The sequence below is a fragment of the Micromonospora sp. USAFONa4 genome, assembly GCF_057197825.1.
The window spans coordinates 5,967,579-5,984,921 of record NZ_CM170072.1 but is presented as its reverse complement, the minus strand read 5'-3'; the positions used below and the strand labels follow the sequence as shown (position 1 = coordinate 5,984,921).

The following is a 17,343-nucleotide window of genomic DNA, read 5'->3' as shown; positions in this document are numbered from 1 at the left end:
TAGCCGGTTGCGTACTTCTCCGGATGGTGTCCGAACTGACCGTCGTCAACGTGCACGACTCGGCGGCCCTGCCGGAGCCCTGCGGACTGCCGCCTGGGACTGCGGCTCTATTGACCTCGACCAGCGCCGGACGGCGGCGGGCACGCTCGTCGCCCCGCTGGAATCAACGCCCCGCCGTCTTTCTACCCCAGTGCCAGATCGACGGCAATCCTTCCTCCGCCGGGAAACTACACCTGGACCGATCAACTCGAGATCTGGCCGGATCGAAGAGTGCGGTGAGCTGTTGACTACGAAGCGTCCGCCTTGTGTACTCGACATCCCCAAAGAGGATCTTCCCCCTAAGGATCCGTAATGCCAGGTAAACGGCCTTCTCTGATCACACTGGGGTTGCGGTTACGCACCCACAGCCAACGGCCGTCCCGCGACACCGCCCGATGACGCCCACCCCGACAGACCGGCTCGTACCAGCTCGACGGAGGTCCGGTCGGATGACCGGTCACCCGCTGCCCCGGACGGAATTCGCCGCACTCCGTCGTCAGCTCGACGGCCTGCACACGGGAACCGGCGCAGCCGTCGCCCTCGCCGGAGAACCGGGCATCGGCAAGACCACGTTGATCTCCGCCCTCGCGGCGCAGGGCAGGGCACACGCCCTCACGGTGGTCGCCGCCACCGGCCGGACGGGCACCGGTCCGCCGGTCGTGGTGGGAGCGGAACCCACCCTCGTCCTGCTCGACGACGTGCACCTGCTCGACACGGCACACCGGGACCAGATGCAGCTGCTGATCGAACTGACCACCACCGCGCCGGTGCTGCTGGTCCTCGCCTACCGGGACCGGCAACTGTCGCGTGGGGCGGCGGCGGTGCTGTCCCGGGCGGCCGCACGCGGCCAGCTCACCCAGCACCGACTAGGTCCACTGGACCTCGGCCAGACCCGCGAGCTGCTCGGTGACCGGCCGGACCTGACCCGGCTGCACACCGAGGGTGACGGCAACCCGCTCTACCTGCAACTGCTGGCCGCCGCAGACGCGCAGGCCATGACCGACGCGCACCTGATCCTGCTCGGCGAGCTGGCCGAACTCGCCGACCGCGAACTGCGGGTCGCCCAGGCAGCCGCCGTGCTGCGTACCCCCGGTTCGGCGGAACTGCTCGCCGCGATCGCCGGACTGGACGTCACGGAGACACTGTTGGCCCTGGACACCCTCACCGAGCTGGACCTGATGCGCCCGGTGCAGGTGCTGCCGCGCTTCGCGTTCCGGCACGACGTCGTCCGTCGGTTCGTCTACGCGCAGATCGGCCCCAGCCAACGCCTCGCCGCCCACCAGCGCGTGGAGACCGAACTGCTGGCTCGCGGCGCTCCGGTCACCCAGCGCGCCCACCACATCGCCCGGGCCCTCGACACGGGCCGTCCCGAGCAGTTGCCCGTCCTGATCGACGCGGCGCGGAGCACCATGCACGACGCACCGGCCGATGCCCTGGAGTGGTTGGAGGCCGCGCTGCAACTGCTGCCCGAGGGCGACGACCGCTGGTACGAAGCGCAGGTGCTGGCCCTGCGGGCCCAGTTGCTACGCGGCGGTCGATGCGACGTGCAGCAACTGGTGCACACCTTCCTACCCCGGGCGATCCGCATACCTGGTGGGGACTTCTCCTCGACCATGGCAGACGCCGTCCGGGTACGCCGGCTCCAGGGCCGGCACGCCGAGGCGTCGGTTCTGATCCGGGAGGGGCTGGCCGCGCTGCGGGGCAACCATCCCTCCGCTCCCTCCACGGCCGTGGCCATGCACACGGAACTGGCGGCACTCGCCCTCGACCGGCTCGATCAGGAAGCCGCCCGCCTGAACGCCCGCGAGGCCGCCACCATCGCCCGGCAGCACGGGGACCGGCTCGGGGAGGCGGCCGCCGTCGCCCAGATGGCGATGGCGCACCTGCTCGCCGCGGACAGCGACGCCGCGGACCGGGCCGCCGACATCGCGGCCGATCTGGTGGACACCACGCCGGACAGCAGCGTCGTCACCAACCTGCCGGCCCTCTACCTGGTGGGCGCGACGGAGGACGCCCTGCACCGGTTCACCGAGGCGCAACGGCACCTGTCCCGGGGTGCCGACGAGGCCCGCCGAACCGGACAACGGTTCATCCTTCCCGCCATCCTGACTTCGCTGGGGGCGGTGGAGTTGCAACGTGGACTACTCGACCGGGCCGGCCGCACCCTGGAGGAGGCTGCGGAACTGCTCGAACCGGAAGGCACGTCGACGGCCCGGGCTTCGGTCGCCGCGTTTCTCGCGCTCGTCCGGTACTGGCAGGACGCCGACCGGGAGGCCGCCGCGGTGATCGCCCTGGGTGACCAGGCCCTCGCCCTGATCCGGGACCAGGGGCCGGCCGAGGACGCGATCGTGCCCTGCCTCCTGGCGGACCTGCTGATCAAGGTGGCGGAGCCGGAACGCGGGCGTCGGCTGATGCTCGACGCTCTCGGCGGCCCGGAGATGCCACGGATCGCCCCGCCGAACCGGTCCCGGTGGTACGAGGCGCTGTCCATGGCCGCGCTGCGGATGGGTGACACGCGTGACGCGAGCCGGTGGGTCGACCTGGCCGAGGCCTCGGTGCGCAACCTCTCCGTCAGCCGTCAGGGCTTCCTGATGCGCGCCCGCATGCGGCTGTACGCCGCACGCGGGGAGACCAGCCCGGCGCTGGCCGACGCGGAGCAGGCAGTCGAATGCTTCGCCGGTCGCGGACTGGACCTGGACCTGTGCCGGACGATGGCGGCGGCGGGAACCGTGCTGGTCGACGCCGGCCGCACCGACGATGCCCGCGCCTGGCTCGGACGGGCCGCCGCGCTCGCCGAACAGTGCGGTTCCGCCCGTCTGGTCGATCGGGTTCGCCGACAGCAGAGCCGTCTCGTCCCGGACACGTCAACCAGGGGCGGCGACCCGCTGGCCGTGCTGACCGAGCGTGAACGGCAGATCGCCGATCTGGTGAGCCGCGGTATGACCAGCGTGGAGGTCGCACACGGGCTCTTCCTGAGCGTCCGTACGGTCGACACCCACCTGGGCCGGATCTACCGCAAGCTCGGCGTGTCGAACCGGGCGAGCCTGGCCCGGGCGATGCTCCGGTCGCACCCGACGACGCCGGCCGGGGAACCTCGGTGAGGCGAGCGGAACGCCGGCCGTCAGCGTCGCCCGGCGTACGCCTGAAAAGGGTGACGGACGCCCCAGGGTCGGCGCTCCCGGAGGTCGGAGAGCGCAGGCTCCGGCGGCCTCAGACGACCCGGATGGCCCCGGCCGGACAGAGATCGGCGGCGCGACGGACGCGCTCGCCGCTTGCCGCCGGCGGCACGGCGGCCCGCAGCAGCACCAGCCCGTCGGAGTCGTCCTGCGCGAAGACCTCCGGCGCGGCGAGCACGCAGTTGCCCGACCCGCAGCAGGCGTCCCGGTCGACCTCCACCCGCACCGTCGCCTCCTCGCCGACGGGCCGGCCGCCGGCGGTCACCAGGTCACCGGCAGAGCGTCGAGTCCGAAGACGACCGAGCTGTCCCGGGTGCTCAACTCCTCGGGCGCGGCCGTCACCTGAAGGCCGGGAAAGCGGCGAGCCAGCGCCACCAGCGCGATACGTAGCTCGGCCCGGGCGAGAGGCTGCCCGATGCACTGGTGCACCCCGAACCCGAAGGCCACCTGCTGGTGCGCCTGCCGGTACGGATCGAACCGGTCGGGCTCGTCGAAGACGTCGGCGTCCCGGTTGGCCAGGGAGATCACCACGACCGCGCCCTCACCGGCCCGGATCAGCCGACCACCGATCGTGACGTCCTCGGTGGCCACCCGGAGCAGGCCGGACCGCACGATGCTCAGGTAGCGCAGCAACTCCTCCACCAGCTCCGCCGCCCGGTCGGGCTCGTCACGCAGGATCGCGTACTGCCCCGGGTCCCGGGTCAGCCGCAGGACGCTCAACCCGATCATGTTGGCGGTGGTCTCGTGGCCGGCGATGAGCAGCAGCAGCGCCATCCCGACCAGTTCGTCCACATCGAGCTCCCCCGGCTCGACCCGTTCCCGGATCAGCCGGCTGAGCAGGTCGTCCGCCCCTTCGGGCCGGGCCCGCTTGGCGTCGACGAGCGCCCGGATGTAGTCACGCAGCTCCTCGAAGTCGCGCTGGACCCGCGCCGGCGGCATCTCGCGGTCGAGCAGGGTGCGGCTGCGGCTCTGGAAGAAGTCGTGGTCGGCATAGGGAACGCCGAGCAGGTGACAGATCACCATGGACGGCAGCGGCAGGGCGAAGGACGACACCAGGTCGGCCGGAGGCCCGGCGGCAGCCAGGACGTCGAGCGCCTCGTCGACGGTGCGTTGGATCAACGGCTCGATCCGGCGGACGTTTTTGATCATGAATTCGGCGGTGAGCATCCTCCGCAGGCGGGAGTGCTCGCCACCGTCCATCTGGATGAACGAGCCCCTGCCGTCCTCGGCCGCCTGCGGCGGCAGCGGGCGCAGCAACGGGAAGCCGGGGCGGCGGAAGTCGGAGCTGAAAGCGGGGTGGCGCAGCAGTTGGCGGACGTCGGCGTGCCGGGTGACCAGCCAGGCCGGAGCCCCGGTGGGCAGCCGCACCCGCCTCACCGGGCCGACGTAGCGGTCTCGTTCAGCTTCGTCCAACGGGGTGAACGGGCCTCGGGTCGGATTGACCGGCGGCCAGAGGGGCAGTTCCGCCTCCACGGCACGTGTCACATGGACCACCTCCGACGATAGCAGCGGGTAGCCATATCGATGCGCTACGTTACCGATCGGCGAAGGTCGACACAATCCCCGTCACCCCGAACGGCGCGGCGCCCACGACCGTCCCACCGGGCCGGCTCGGGCAACCGGCCGGCGGCGTCGCGCCGGATCAGCAGCCGGCGGCACGCGACGACACAGGGCGACCGGACGCCGAGCGGTAAACAGCACGCCACGACAACCGACTGGAACGGGCACGCCCATAGGAACCGCTGCTGGACTATTACCTGCTCCACACCGTGCCCGTGATCGGCGGTAATCCGGCAGAACTCGAAGGCATACTCGCCGAGGAGTTCCTGCTCGCCGAGGATCACTCTGCCGTGGGACTCGTCAGCACCGGGTGGACCGTGTGGGACCGTCGGTGGTGTGACGCCATCGACCGACCAGCGACCAGAATGCCAGGCGCACTGCGGCTGAGTACGCCCGAAGTCAGGCCCGGCTTTCACGAGACGCGCGTCTATCGCATCCTGTTCGCCAACGAATTGCCCCCGGACGGCCTGGCGGCCCTGTGCGCGTCCTGGCAGATGTCGGCGACGGGCGACGCCACCGATCCGGGCGCCCGGGTCGTCAGAACCGCCGGGCCCTGCTCGGCGGTGTCGTCAACTGGCGGCACCGAGTCTGCCCCGACCTCCGGGTGGTGACAGAGGGGAGTGCGACCGTCACAGCTGCGGTCTAAGCTCGTGGTGCGAGGTCAGGTGGAGGGTCGTCCGTCGATGCGTATGTCTCGGGTGCAGTCCGTGGTGATGGCCGCAACCGTTCTGTCGGCCGTGCTACTCGGGCTTCTGATCCATCGCCTCATCCGGGATCCCGCGACGCTGGCCGACCCGTTCGACGGATCGTCCAGCGCGCCTGCGGAGCCCTCGGAGCCACCCACCCTTGCCTACCTCGCCGCAGACGAGCTGGCCCTGCTGGTCGACGGTCGGCTGGTACGTCGGATCGAGGGCGACTTTTCCGGCTACCGCACGGCACCGGGCTGGACCAGTAGCGGCCGGTACGTCTTCGCAGTGGCCGCCGCAGGCACGGACGAGGCGACGGTCGCGGTCATCGACCGCAAAACCGCGACCAGCTTCTCCCTCCCCTGTGTCGGCTGCTCAAGCAGCATCTCCGTCGGCACGGACGAGGTCCTCGTCGTGGACGGAAAGCGGAGGATCCACCGGCTGGCGTTGACCCGGGGGCGGGACGGCACATCTGAACCGGTGGACGCTCCGGTGCGGTTCAGTCAGCAGCTCACCGCCCTGGCCGGGCTGCCGGAGGTGGCCCTCTTCGCTGGCGCCGATCTCGACACCACGGCGGCCTACGGTGGGCCGGAGCAGTTGCTGCTCGCCTCCTCGGACGGGCAGGTCAAGCGGATCGGCATGACGAAGGGAAACATCGCCGTCTCCCGGGGGACCGCCGCCGCCACGACCGCCTACGGCGGAGCCCGAATGGCCTTCGTCGAAGGCGGTCACTTCGACGCCTGCCGGGAGAACGCGACCGTCACCGTCCTGGACCCGGCCACCGGACGTAGGCAGGCGACCCCCGGCCTCGATGCGGCGGAGGGCCCCACCCCGTTCGGCGTGGACGGTCGGGGTTCCCGGGTGGTCGACCTCTGGTGGGAGGACGGCCTGCTGTACGCCACCACGATCGGTTGGTCCTGCGGGGAGGCATCCGTCTGGGCCCACGGCGCCCCGATCCTGTGGCGCCTGGAGGCGAACAGCTCCTGGAGCCGGGTAAGGGGCCAACTGCCGACGCAGTCGGTACGCACCAGGTCCGGGCGGGTCTTCGCCAGCCTGGCGCCGGCGACCGACGGTCAGAGCGCCACCGCGTTGACCTGGTTCTCTGGGCCTGAGCAGCGGGTCGTTCACCCCGCGGTGGCGGCGATCGCGACACCGCCTCAGTGACGGACAGGAGGAACGACGGGTCACGCCACCCGTGCTTCATGGGCGACGACGATGGTCAGGAGAAGGACATGGCACCAGAACCGCCGATACCGGGAGCAGACAAGGACGGCGAGAAGACCACCGCTGCGCCACCACCACCCGCGGCAGCGGAAGCGGGGCCACCGGCTACGGGACCGGCGCCGCCGGAAGGTCGTTCACTCCTCGCCCAAGCCGGGGAGCAGATCGCGCCCGGCATGAAGGATCTTCCGGCGCCGGAGAAGCGGAAGCATCTGCTCGTCACGATCGCGGTGGCCATCGTGTCCCTACTGGCGACTCTGCTCGTCACCCACTTCTTCGATCGGGAGACCGCGGATTCACGGGTCGGGACGGACCTGGACGCCGGCCGGCGGCACGACCAGGCCAAGACCCCCTTCGTCGCTTCGGTGAAGTACGACCGCACCATCCCCGAGTTCTGGCGGATCGTCCTCGACCGGTCGTTGACCCAACCGGAGCAGGTGAAGCTGGAGTCGCTCGGGTCCGACGAGGAGATCTGGCGCTTCCTCCGTACCTTGGGTGGACGTCTGCTTCCCTTTCCGTCGATGGTCGATGGCTTGCCGGGTGGCTTCACAGACCCGTCCACCAGTGACGCGGCGGTCTTCACCATGAACATCATCAGTGACCGGACTACCCAGCTCTCGATCATCGACATGCACGCGGTCAACGTCTCCTGCCAGCCGTCGACGGCCAAGGCGGTGATCGACGTCGTCCCGGAGGGCGGCGCCGCTTACGAAGGGATGCTCTTCGATCTGACCGAGGAGGATCCGATCCCGTACATCGCGGATGACGTCGAGGAGCAGGGACGGCCGTACTTCAGTCGCCGGAAGATCGACCTGGGTGGTGGCATGTCCCCCGGCGGGCTGCGTGTGGAGGCGGTCACCGGGGAAAAGTCCTGTAGTTGGGAGATCGAGGCGACTTACCACGACTCCACGCCGCAGGGTGGCGGGAAGCTGATTCTCCGTGACGGGGAGAAGCCGTTCGTCGTGGAGGCCCGGCCCCGGCACCCGGAGCAGTACTGGATCCGGAGTTCCGCCACCTTTCCGGTGTTGAATCCCCCGAACCTGGTCCCGTGCCACCGGATGCCCACGGCTGTGGCGTGTCAGGGCCGGTTCGACCCACCCTGACCGGACCCCCCCGCCAACCCGGGCCGGGACAACGTGTCTGCTCACCTGCGGCACCCGGCACGACGATGAGCATCGTCGATGTTGCCGGAGCGGTCCGGGTCGTGTTGCAATGGCTCACATCGCCGCAGCGCGGGGGCAACCGCGCTGGGAACGGCAGCACGGGAGCAGCAGCGCCGGTAGCGCGCCGGTCTCACCGGCCCGCGCGCGCCGCCTCGCCGGGCCGTCTCCACGTACGACGGGCACACCCCTGGGCAACCGTCCCCGCCGTACGTGTCCCAGCACAGCCGACGCCGGAGATCCGACCGGCCGGAGGCATCCGGGCCGTCTGCCAGGGCACCGGACACGGCGACCAGACAAGAGGTGAGCATGTTCTCCCGGCAGAGCTTCGCGGGATGGTACAGAAATCGATTCGTGTGGGTGGCGGCGATCCTGACCTTGACGGCTGGCGCGGTCGTACTGACCAACTCGGCCGGATCGGAAGCCGAACCGACGGATCTGCGGACACGGATCATGGCCCGAATGCGGAGCACGCTCGAACAGGTGGGCCCGGGGCAACACCACCACGCTGGACATGACGCACCGCACGCCGCCACCGAGGGCAGGGCGAAACCGGCGGTGATCTGCGGAGTCCGCGTCTACGGTCACGAGCCGGCGCAAGCCACCGCCCTCGCCGACGTGCGAACGGTCTACGGTTTCCGCCTCTGCGGGATCGCCGAGCAGAAGCGTCCGTGGGACTGGGCCGTAAAGCTCGTCGGTCCGGTGATCATGGACATGTCCGTCGAGCCCCCCGGCATTCGGGTGGTCGAGGCGAGCGCCGACGTCGCGTTCGTCGACCGGCTGCGCGAGATGTTCCCGCAGAAGTACGTGGAGCAGGCGCGGGAGGAGGCGCTGACCGGGCCGGAAATGGCAGACCTGCGTCGCCGGTACGACGCCGCGGCCGGGCTCTGACCACGCCAGGAGCACCGAAACTGGCGGCCGGGACCGGCGAGGATCCCCGCCGGCGGGGTGCCTGCGCACGGGCCGGTACGACCGGACGCGACGCGTCAGCCGTTGCCCAGCGACACCAGCAGTTCCTGCGGACGGTGGTCGGAGACGCCGCCCGCGTCGCCGAAGCGGTAGGAGTGCACCCGCACCGCCGGCGAGGCGAGCGCCCAGTCGAGCCGCCACCACCGCGGCCAGCCGGCGGATTCCGCCCAGCTCGCCGGGTAGAGCGACGGCATCGCGTGACCGGCGTCGCGCAGGCCGTCGGGCAGCTTGCGCAGGTCACCCATTGCCGGGCTGGTGTTCAGGTCCCCGGCGAGCAGCACCGGATGGGGGTTGGACCCCACGTCACGGGCCAGCGCCCGCCACTGCGGTTCCCGCTGGGCGTGCTGCTCGCGCAGCACCCGGTAGAAGTCGCCGTCGAACGGACCGTGCTCGGGCGAGAGCTGCACGGGCAGATGCAGGTTGTACGCCGACAGCACGCGGCCACCGCCGAGGTCCAGGTCGGTTCGGAGGGTCTTGTAGCGCCACTGGTCGCCGGCTCCCGCCACCGCCGGCGGCAGGCCGGCCGGCTCCAGCGGCACCTGCCGCAGCACCGGCAGCCGGGAGACGGTGACCAGCTCGCCGACGACCACGACCTGGAAGCCGGGGAACTCGGCGCGCAGCCGGTCGAGCGTGGCCGGCGTCGGTCCGGCGCTCTTCTCGTACCAGTATTCCTGCAACAGGTAGACGTCGGCGTCCGCGTCACGCAGCGACCGGTACAGCGCCTCGGTCTCGCCCCCCTCGTCCCAGTAGCCGGTGTTCCAGACGAACACGCGCAGGGCGTCGGGCGGGGCCGGGCCGTCCCCGCCCTGCCATCGGTGGACGTTGACGCCGCTCTGCCCCGCGCCGAGCAGCAACGCGGCGGCGGCGAGCAGCGCCACCGTGCGGCGCCGCCGCCGGACCGCCGCCGCGCCGGCCCCGAGCGCCAGGGGCGCCAGGAGAAAGAAGATCGGCGGCACGGCGTCCACCGCGAGCCAGAGCCACCAGCGCCCGCTGAGCGCCAGGTGCGCGACCGTGAACGCGAGCCAGAGCGCGCCGGCGCCGGCCAGGACCGCCGCCGGCCAGCGTCGCGGCCGCGCGGTGGCGGGCGGCGTCGGCTCGGTGCCGGCGGCGGTCACCGGCGCGGCCGTCGTCACGCCGATTCCCACCGGGGGGTGGTGCCCTCGACCGGGAACGAGGCGTCGTAGAGCTGCCGGAACGTGCGCGACAGCAGCCACTGCGCCGCGCCGGTCGCCACCCCGGCGGTGATCGTGACGTTGACCAGGAAGTGCAGGCCGGCGAAGCCGAGCAGGGACGGCACGCCGCGCCGGCGCAGCACGAAGCCGTACATCCCGGCGTCGCAGGCCAGAGAGGCGGCGAGCAGCGCGGCGGGAACCACCGCCCCCCACGGCCCCAGCAGCAGCGGTACGGCCAGCGCCGGCAGGGCGGCGAACGCGGCGAGACTGCCCCAGGCGCGCGAGGCGGTCTCGAAGCCCTTGCCGAAGCGGCGGGCGCGTGCGTAGAGCGGGATGCGCAGCCGTCCCCTGTGGAACAGCTTGCGCAGCAGCCCGGAGAGCTCGTGGTCGTGGTCGTGCCGCCCGCGTACCTCGGAGGTGAGCAGCATCCGGTGCCGGCGGGTCAGCCGGTAGCCGTAGTCGACCTCCTCGGTCTGCCGCAGCGCCGGGTTGAAGGGCCCGACCTCGTCGTAGACGGCCCGCCGGATGACGCACACGGCCGGGAAGAGGAACGACACGTCGCCTTCGGAGCTGATCGACCAGTAGTGGTACTGCAGGCCGCGGTATCGGGAGACCACGGTGTCGTGGAGCAACGGCTCGGCGTCCTGAATGCCGCAGACCGCCCCGACGGCGGGGTCCTCGACGAGCAGCCGGACCGCGGTGGCCACCGCGTCGGGCGCCAGCGCCAGGTCGGAGTCGACGTAGCAGATCAGGTCGCCGCGGGTCGCCGCGGCGCCGACGTTGCGGGCGGTGCCGCAGCCGCCGTTGACCCCCGTGCTGACCACGGGGACGCCGAGGGCGCTGGCCACCGCGACGGACTGGTCCGTGCTGCAGTCGTCGACCATCAGCAGCTCGATGTTCGGATAGGTCTGGTCGAGGATGGAGCGCAGGCACAGGTCCAGCGACTCGGCGTAGTTGTAGTTCGGCACGATCACCGAGACGAGCGGGAGTTCGTTCATCGGGTGGCGACCTCCGGTCGGTCGTAGAGCCGCCGGAACCGGCCCGAGGTCAGCCAGGCGACCACGCCGCAGGCCGCGGCGACGGCGATGACCAGGTTCAGGAAGAAGTGCATCGCGACGAAGTAGACCAGAAAGAGCGGCCCGCGTTCGACCCGTACGAACCGGTGCATCGGCAGGTCCCCGGCGAGGAAGGCGACGAACGCGGCCAGCGGCACCAGCAGGTAGGCCGGGCCGAGCAGCAGGGGCAGGGCGGCGGTGAGCAGTGCCAGCGGGGCGGCGATGCTGACCCAGGCCCGGGGGCCGCTGCTCAGCCCGCCGGGGAACTCCGGTTTGCGGGCGTACATCGGGATGTGCAGCGCCGTGCGGGTGAACACCTTGCGCACCAGCACCCCCAGCTCGTGGTCGTGGTCGTGCACGCCGCGCACCCGCGGGGAGAGCAGGATCCGGTAGCGCTGCGCGAGCCGCATCCCGTAGTCGGCGTTCTCAGTCTCCCGCAGTCGGGGGTTGAACGGACCGATCTCGGTGAACACCCGCGCCGGCACGGCCAGCAGCGCGGTGTAGAGCGTCATGATCGGTCCCTCGTCCGCGATGAGCCAGTAGGACTGCTGGAGGCAGCGGTACTCCTCCAGGAGGCTGTCGCGGATCAGCGGCACCGGGTCGTAGTTGCCGCAGACCGCCCCGATCGTCGGGTCGGCGGCCAGCAGCTCGACCGCGTTGGCCACCGCGTCGGGCTTGGCCGCCACGTCGGAGTCGATGAAGAACAGGATCTCGCCCGCCGCGGTCGCCGCGCCGAGGTTGCGGGCCGCGGCCGGCCCGCCGTTGCGTGGCGTACGCACGACCCGCGCGCCGTGGGCCTCGGCGACCGCGACCGAGTCGTCGGTGCTGCAGTCGTCGACCACGATGATCTCCAGATGCGGGTACGTCTGTGCCCGCAGGGAGTCGAGGCAGAGATGCAGCGCGCGGGCGTAGTTGTAGTTCGGCACGATGACCGACACGAGGGGATGGTTCATCTGTCCGTCCAGGTCAGCAGGTGGGGATAGCGGGCGGTGATCTGTGCCAGGGCCAGCGTGGCGCCAGCGAGTACGGCGCAACCGACGATCATCCGGTCGCGCAGCAGCATCCGGATCGGGTCGCCGCCGGCGCGCAGCACGAGCACCGCCTGCAGGTAGCGGAACGCGGCGAGCAGTCCCAGCGGTACGACGACCGCCAGCGCGACGGGCGGGTAGGCGTCGATCGGCGCGTCGACGTGCAGGTAGAGCAGGAAGGCGGTGCCGGCCAGGGAGGCGGTGAGACCGAGCAGGTGGTCGGCGAGCAGCAGGTTGTAGCCGACGAGCGCGGGCCGGTGCGGCGTGCCGAGGGCGGCCAGCTCGTGCCGGCGCTTGCCGAGGACGAGCACCAGGCAGCCGCTGAACACCGCGGTGAGCAGGAGACTGGAGGCGGCCGCACCGGTCGCGGCGTAGCCCTGCATGACGCGCAGCACGAAGCCGGCCGAGACCACGCAGACGTCCAGCAGCGGCACGTGCTTGAGCCACCTGCTGTACGCGGTGCTCAGCGCGAGGTACGCGACCAGCGGCCACCACGTCATCGCCGGCGCGTTGACGGTCAGCGTGGCCAGCAGCACGGCGAGGACGACCGCGTACGCCCCGGCCACCGGTACCGGGACGTGGCCGGCGGCGATCGGCCGACGCCGCTTTGCGGGGTGCGCCCGGTCCAGCCGGTGGTCGGCGATGTCGTTGACGACGTAGATCACCGATGAGGCGAGCGTGAACGCGGCCACCGCCCAGACGCACCGCCACAGCGCGGTCGCCGTCCAGACCGGCGTGTCGGTCAGGGCCAGCGGGACGGCGAGCAGGTTCTTGACGGCGTGGCCCGGCCGGGCCAGCACCACGAGGTGTCGCAGCAGCGCGGGCACGCGCGCGACGGGTCCGGTGGTGACCGGGGCGACCGGCTCCACCACGCTTTCGACGGCGGTCATCAGGGCCCCTGTCAGAAGAAGATCTTCGCGGCGGCGAGGGCGCCCTGCCGCCAGGGATCACGGCTGGTGCGCCCGTCCCGCGCCGGGCGCTCACGGTGCCGCTCGGTCCGCCACCACTCGAAGGTGCGCAGGATGGCGTCCTGGTTGGACAGCTTCGGCTGGAAGCCCAGCCGCTGTCGGGCCTTGTCGATGCTGACGTACGAGTCGGCCATCAGCTTGTGCAGCAGTCGGCCGTAGACCGGCGAGAGCCGGCTGCGTTCCAGCAGGCTGAGCGCGGCGAGCGCCGGCCGGGCCGGCAGCGAGACCACCCGCCGGCCGTGGCCGGCGGCGTCCAGGACCGCCTGGAAGTCCTCCCGGAGGGTGCCGAAGCGCTCGGCGGCCAGGTTGTACGTGTCGTTGGCGACCTCGTCGGGGGCGTGCAGGACGGTCACCACCGCGTCGACGAGGTCGTCGACGGCGAACATCTGGATCCGCACGTCGCCGCGGCCGAGGACCGGGAAGTTGCGGCCCTCCTCGGCCCACTCGAAGAGCATCGAGAAGAGTCCCATCCGGCCGGGGCCGAGGAAGGTCTTGGGTCGCAGCACCGCCACCGGCAGCCCGTTGGCGCGGTGCCGGACGGCGATCTCCTCGGCCGCCGCCTTGGCCGCGCTGTAGGTGTCCACCGGCGCGTGCGGGTGTTCCTCCCCGGTGGGCACCCGCGTCGGCAGCCCGTAGACGGCGGTCGACGAGACGTGCACGACCCGGGCCACCGCGGCCCGCTCCGCGGCGGCGAACACGGCGCGCGTGCCCTCGACGGTGACGGAGCGGATCTGGTCGGCCGGGTAGCTGGGCAGCGCCGCCGCGCAGTGGATGACGACGGTGGCGTCGGCGAAGGCGCGGTCCAGCAGGCGGGGGTCGCGGACGTCCCCGACGTGGGTGACCCCGTCTTCCGGCCGCAGGTCGACACCGCGTACGTGGTGGCCGTCGGCGCCGAGGCGGTCGACCAGCCGGGAGCCCAGCATGCCCGCCGCGCCGGTGATCGCGATCACCACAGCGATCCCACCTTCTGCGCGACGAACCGGGTGACCAGCCGGTTCAGGCCCTGGCCGAGCACCTCGCCGAGGGCGTCGACGGCGCGCTGCGCGTCGGCCGGGTCGGTGACCAGCGATGGGCCGATGACCAGCGGGTTCAGTCCGTTCAGCGTGTAGTAGGTGAAGATGTCGTGGTCCCGGTAGAGCGCGTTGACGACGGCGCAGGTCACCAGCTTGGCCTTGAACCTGGGGTCCCGGGCCACGCCGCCGGGCGCGAGCCGGGCGACCAGGTCGAGGATCTTCGGCCCGCCGTCGATCTGCACGCCCCAGAGCGCCCCGGCGCCCGCCACCCGGCCGACCGCCTCCGGGTGTTCCTTGGCCAGCCGGGTCAGGGCCGGTTCCAGGACGCGTTCAAGCTCGCGGGCCCGCGCCGGGTAGTCGTCCTCCACCGCCACGTTGATCGCCTCGATGGCGGTGACGCACTCCTCCCCCATGCCGTAGTAGGTCGTGCTGGTGCTCTGCAGCAGCGCGTCGGTGAGGTTGTCGTACGCCTTGCGGAACACCGACTCCCGGGCGACGAAGGCCGAAATGGACGACTTGCCGCCGCCGAACGACTTGCTCGTGGTCAGCACGTCCGGCACCAGGCCGGGGTGGCGCATGAAGTAGAAGAGGCTGCCCGTCTTGCCCCAGCCGGTGTAGATCTCGTCGAAGATCAGCACGATGTCGTGCCGGTCGCACAGTTCCCGCACCCCGCGAAGGAAACCTTCGTCGCACCACTGAATGGTGGAGGCGCTGAACGGTTCGACGATCAGGGCATAGACGTCGCCGGGGTGCGCCTCGATAGCCGATCGGACGGAATCCAGGTCGCCGTAGGTAAACGGGACGATTCCGGGGATTGTCGGAAAATCGAAGTGGGGCTGACCGGTCAATCCGCCGGAGCCGAGCAACTTTCCGTGGAAACCGCAGTCCGCCCGCAGGATGGTTCCCCGCCGGCCGCCGTGGTATTTGAAGGCGAGCTTCACCGCACCCTCCACCGCCTCCGCACCGGAGTTGGGGAGAAACGACATCGAGAGGTCGCCGGGAAGCAACTGCGCCAGGTTGTGGCCAAGCGCCGCGAGGTATGGCGAGAAGTACGTTTTGTGCACCTCCATCCGCTGGCGCTCCGCGAACCGTCGCCGGGCCGCCACGATGCGTGGATGGTTGTGGCCGTGGTTGAGCACCCCCACCCCGCCGGTCAGGTCGAGGACCCGCCGGCCGTCGCGTAATGTCAGGTAGGCGCCCTCAGCGTGCTCGACCAATTCCCGGCCGAACCCGAACGAGGTCATGAGATTGACCTGGCTTGCGTTCACGTACCGCCGATAGAGGTCGTGCACCTCGCGAACGGTGAGCCGCTCGCATTCCTCGACGCTGACCAGATTGGGCATGCCGCGACGCTATCCATCGCCCCGAAATCTTTCCTGGACCGAGGCTGGATGGAACCTTGACTACGCAAGGCAACCCTTGCGGGAGGGGGTTGCCGGTCGATAACTTGGTCGCGTCCCGACGGAATTCCCAGCGTCAATATTACTTACGAATTACCCTACTTCCCGGTGAGGTGCTGATCATGCCGCCGACGGTGTCGGTCATCATCCCCGCCCACAACAGCGCGAAGACCCTGGGCGCCTGTCTCGAGGCGGTCTACCGGCAGCGACAACCGGTGACCGAGGTCATCGTCGTCGACGACGCCAGCACCGACGAGACCCGGGAGATCGCGCGGCGGTTCCCCTGCCGGCTGCTGGTCACCGACCGCAACGCCGGGCCAGCCGCCGCCCGCAACCGCGGCATCCAGGCCAGCACGGGCGAGCTGCTCCTCTTCCTCGACTCCGACTGCGCCCCGGAACCGGACGCGCTGGAGAACGCCCTCGCGATCCTGCGCGACGAGCCGGACGTCGCCTGCGTACACGGCATCTACGCGCTCGAACCCCTGATCGACGACGGGCCGGTCGAGGCGTACCGGCTGCTGCACGGGCACTACTGGCGGCTACGCAACGTCGGGCGGGTGCGCACCACCCTCTTCGCGGTCTGCCTCATCCGCCGCGAGGTCTTCACCACGGTCGGGCTGTTCGACGAGAACCTGCGCGCCTCGGAGGACGTCGAACTCGGCGACCGGATGGGCGACAGGTACGGCATCGTCCTCACCGACACCGTCGTCTGCCGACACGACGACGACAGCCGCCTCGGGGCGCTGCTGCGCAAGCAGTTCCACCGCTCGCAGCTGCTGATCCCGGTGGCCCTGGCCGAACGCGGACCGGCGGGCATCCGCGCCAACAGTCCGACCGGCCTGATCACCGCGACGCTGGTGCCGGCGGCCCTGCCGCTGGCGTCGCTCACCGGCGGCTGGCCGCTGGCGTCGCTGCTGTTCTTCGCGCTGTTCATGGTCGCCGAGCCCGGCCTGCTGCGGTTCGTGCTGCGCCGGCGCGGGCCCGCGTACGCGGTCTTCTTCTTCGCCGTGCACCTGCTGGTCCAACTGGCCGTCGTCACGGGCGCCGTCGTGGGCGGGCTGCGCCACCTCGCCGACCGCGACTTCGGGCCGACCCGCGTGACCACCGCGAGAACGCCCCGATGAGCGGCGCCCGGAAACCGGTGGCCCGGCTGGGCTCCCAGCTCTGCGCGCACGCCCTGCACTACCTGCTCTTCGCCTACCGCGGCCGGCAGCTCCTGCGCCGCCGCCCCGCGCTCGGCGGTCCCCGGCGACCGACCTTCGGCGTGCCGGGCGACGACGTGGCGCTCACCATCGACGACGGCCCGCACCCGCGGTGGACCGCGCCGATGCTCGACCTGCTCGACCGGCACGGCGTGCGGGCCACGTTCTTCCTCGTCGGCGACCGGGTGCGGGAACACCCGGAGCTGGCCCGGGACGTGCTGGCCGCCGGCCACCTGATCGGCAACCACTCCATGACGCACCCGCAGCCGTTCGCCGCGCTGGCCCGGCACGAGATCACCGCCGAGATCGACCGGACCCAGCACGAGATCGAGGACGCGACCGGGCACACGCCGCGGCTGTTCCGCGCCCCCGGCGGCAACTGGTCGCCCGGGGTGCTGCGGACCACCGCCGAGCTCGGCCTCGTCCCGGTCGACTGGACGGTCAACCCCAGCGACTGGCGCAGCCCCGGCATCGCCCGGATCGCCCGGACACTGTCGCGCACCCGGCCCGGGCAGATCATGCTCTGTCACGACGGCGGCGGCGACCGGTCGCAGACCGTCGCTGCCCTGGCCGAGGTCCTCCCGAGGCTGACCGATCGCGGGCTGCGCTTCGTCACCGTCCCGGACGACCGGTAGGTGGCGCGGATGCCCCGAGGGCCCTGCCGCTGCGGGGAGCCGCCGAACGCGCGTCGAAC

The 17,343-nt window shown here is 71.3% G+C and carries 15 protein-coding genes; 7 read left to right on the top strand and 8 right to left on the bottom strand.

Annotated elements, in window-relative coordinates; genetic code table 11:
- Positions 1-488: 488 nt before the first annotated feature.
- Entirely contained in the window at positions 489-3,140 is a 2,652-nt protein-coding gene (locus AC0OO9_RS26445; protein ID WP_484513139.1) for a LuxR C-terminal-related transcriptional regulator, read from the top strand.
- A gap of 109 nt (positions 3,141-3,249) precedes the next feature.
- Here AC0OO9_RS26445 and AC0OO9_RS26440 read toward each other — a convergent pair whose 3' ends face one another.
- The gene (locus AC0OO9_RS26440; protein ID WP_484513137.1) at positions 3,250-3,480 is read right to left on the bottom strand and encodes a ferredoxin; all 231 of its coding nucleotides are present in this window, start codon (positions 3,478-3,480) and stop codon (positions 3,250-3,252) included.
- Entirely contained in the window at positions 3,477-4,700 is a 1,224-nt protein-coding gene (locus tag AC0OO9_RS26435; protein ID WP_484513135.1) for a cytochrome P450, read from the bottom strand. Before AC0OO9_RS26435 ends, AC0OO9_RS26440 begins: the two co-directional genes overlap by 4 nt.
- Positions 4,701-4,984: 284 nt before the next feature.
- Here AC0OO9_RS26435 and AC0OO9_RS26430 point away from each other — a divergent pair, with 284 nt between their 5' ends.
- The 4 genes from AC0OO9_RS26430 (at position 4,985) to AC0OO9_RS26415 (ending at position 8,733) form a co-directional block, all read left to right on the top strand.
- Positions 4,985-5,386 (top strand): hypothetical protein, encoded by a 402-nt coding sequence (locus tag AC0OO9_RS26430; RefSeq protein WP_484513133.1) that lies wholly within the window; start codon positions 4,985-4,987, stop codon positions 5,384-5,386.
- Between the two features lie 102 nt (positions 5,387-5,488).
- Positions 5,489-6,625: a hypothetical protein gene (locus AC0OO9_RS26425; RefSeq protein ID WP_484513131.1), complete on the top strand. Its 1,137-nt coding sequence runs from the start codon at positions 5,489-5,491 to the stop codon at positions 6,623-6,625.
- Positions 6,626-6,663: 38 nt separating this feature from the next.
- A complete protein-coding gene (locus tag AC0OO9_RS26420) occupies positions 6,664-7,785 on the top strand; it encodes a hypothetical protein (RefSeq protein ID WP_484513130.1) in 1,122 nt (373 codons plus the stop codon).
- A 366-nt stretch (positions 7,786-8,151) separates the two neighbouring features.
- Positions 8,152-8,733, top strand: coding sequence for a hypothetical protein (locus AC0OO9_RS26415; RefSeq protein ID WP_484518056.1), 582 nt, complete (start codon positions 8,152-8,154; stop codon positions 8,731-8,733).
- A gap of 95 nt (positions 8,734-8,828) precedes the next feature.
- On the opposite strand, the gene AC0OO9_RS26410 is transcribed toward AC0OO9_RS26415, so the two are convergent.
- From AC0OO9_RS26410 to AC0OO9_RS26385, 6 genes are read right to left on the bottom strand one after another with little or no spacing between them, the layout of a single operon-like run.
- Entirely contained in the window at positions 8,829-9,944 is a 1,116-nt protein-coding gene (locus AC0OO9_RS26410; protein ID WP_484513128.1) for an endonuclease/exonuclease/phosphatase family protein, read from the bottom strand.
- Positions 9,941-10,981 carry a glycosyltransferase family 2 protein gene (locus AC0OO9_RS26405; RefSeq protein ID WP_484513127.1) on the bottom strand — a complete coding sequence of 347 codons (1,041 nt, stop codon included), beginning with the start codon at positions 10,979-10,981 and terminating at the stop codon, positions 9,941-9,943. The genes AC0OO9_RS26410 and AC0OO9_RS26405 overlap by 4 nt, the downstream gene beginning before the upstream one ends.
- Positions 10,978-11,991 (bottom strand): glycosyltransferase family 2 protein, encoded by a 1,014-nt coding sequence (locus AC0OO9_RS26400; protein WP_484513125.1) that lies wholly within the window; start codon positions 11,989-11,991, stop codon positions 10,978-10,980. Before AC0OO9_RS26400 ends, AC0OO9_RS26405 begins: the two co-directional genes overlap by 4 nt.
- A complete protein-coding gene (locus AC0OO9_RS26395; RefSeq protein WP_484513123.1) occupies positions 11,988-12,956 on the bottom strand; it encodes a UbiA prenyltransferase family protein in 969 nt (322 codons plus the stop codon). The genes AC0OO9_RS26400 and AC0OO9_RS26395 overlap by 4 nt, the downstream gene beginning before the upstream one ends.
- A gap of 11 nt (positions 12,957-12,967) precedes the next feature.
- Positions 12,968-13,987 (bottom strand): NAD-dependent epimerase/dehydratase family protein, encoded by a 1,020-nt coding sequence (locus AC0OO9_RS26390; protein ID WP_484513121.1) that lies wholly within the window; start codon positions 13,985-13,987, stop codon positions 12,968-12,970.
- On the bottom strand, positions 13,981-15,291 hold the full coding sequence (locus AC0OO9_RS26385) for an aspartate aminotransferase family protein (RefSeq protein ID WP_484518055.1): 1,311 nt from the start codon (positions 15,289-15,291) through the stop codon (positions 13,981-13,983). Before AC0OO9_RS26385 ends, AC0OO9_RS26390 begins: the two co-directional genes overlap by 7 nt.
- A 278-nt stretch (positions 15,292-15,569) precedes the next feature.
- Here AC0OO9_RS26385 and AC0OO9_RS26380 point away from each other — a divergent pair, with 278 nt between their 5' ends.
- A complete protein-coding gene (locus AC0OO9_RS26380; protein ID WP_484513119.1) occupies positions 15,570-16,571 on the top strand; it encodes a glycosyltransferase family 2 protein in 1,002 nt (333 codons plus the stop codon).
- Positions 16,568-17,284: a polysaccharide deacetylase family protein gene (locus AC0OO9_RS26375; protein WP_484513117.1), complete on the top strand. Its 717-nt coding sequence runs from the start codon at positions 16,568-16,570 to the stop codon at positions 17,282-17,284. The genes AC0OO9_RS26380 and AC0OO9_RS26375 overlap by 4 nt, the downstream gene beginning before the upstream one ends.
- Positions 17,285-17,343 lie beyond the last annotated feature (59 nt).

Coding starts and splice junctions, on each gene's coding strand:
- AC0OO9_RS26445 (WP_484513139.1), top strand. CDS start 489: ATGACCGGTCACCCGCTGCCCCGGACGGAATTCGCCGCACTCCGTCGT.
- AC0OO9_RS26425 (WP_484513131.1), top strand. CDS start 5,489: ATGGCCGCAACCGTTCTGTCGGCCGTGCTACTCGGGCTTCTGATCCAT.
- AC0OO9_RS26420 (WP_484513130.1), top strand. CDS start 6,664: ATGGGCGACGACGATGGTCAGGAGAAGGACATGGCACCAGAACCGCCG.
- AC0OO9_RS26415 (WP_484518056.1), top strand. CDS start 8,152: ATGTTCTCCCGGCAGAGCTTCGCGGGATGGTACAGAAATCGATTCGTG.
- AC0OO9_RS26405 (WP_484513127.1), bottom strand. CDS start 10,981: ATGAACGAACTCCCGCTCGTCTCGGTGATCGTGCCGAACTACAACTAC.
- AC0OO9_RS26400 (WP_484513125.1), bottom strand. CDS start 11,991: ATGAACCATCCCCTCGTGTCGGTCATCGTGCCGAACTACAACTACGCC.
- AC0OO9_RS26395 (WP_484513123.1), bottom strand. CDS start 12,956: ATGACCGCCGTCGAAAGCGTGGTGGAGCCGGTCGCCCCGGTCACCACC.
- AC0OO9_RS26385 (WP_484518055.1), bottom strand. CDS start 15,291: ATGACCTCGTTCGGGTTCGGCCGGGAATTGGTCGAGCACGCTGAGGGC.
- AC0OO9_RS26380 (WP_484513119.1), top strand. CDS start 15,570: ATGCCGCCGACGGTGTCGGTCATCATCCCCGCCCACAACAGCGCGAAG.
- AC0OO9_RS26375 (WP_484513117.1), top strand. CDS start 16,568: ATGAGCGGCGCCCGGAAACCGGTGGCCCGGCTGGGCTCCCAGCTCTGC.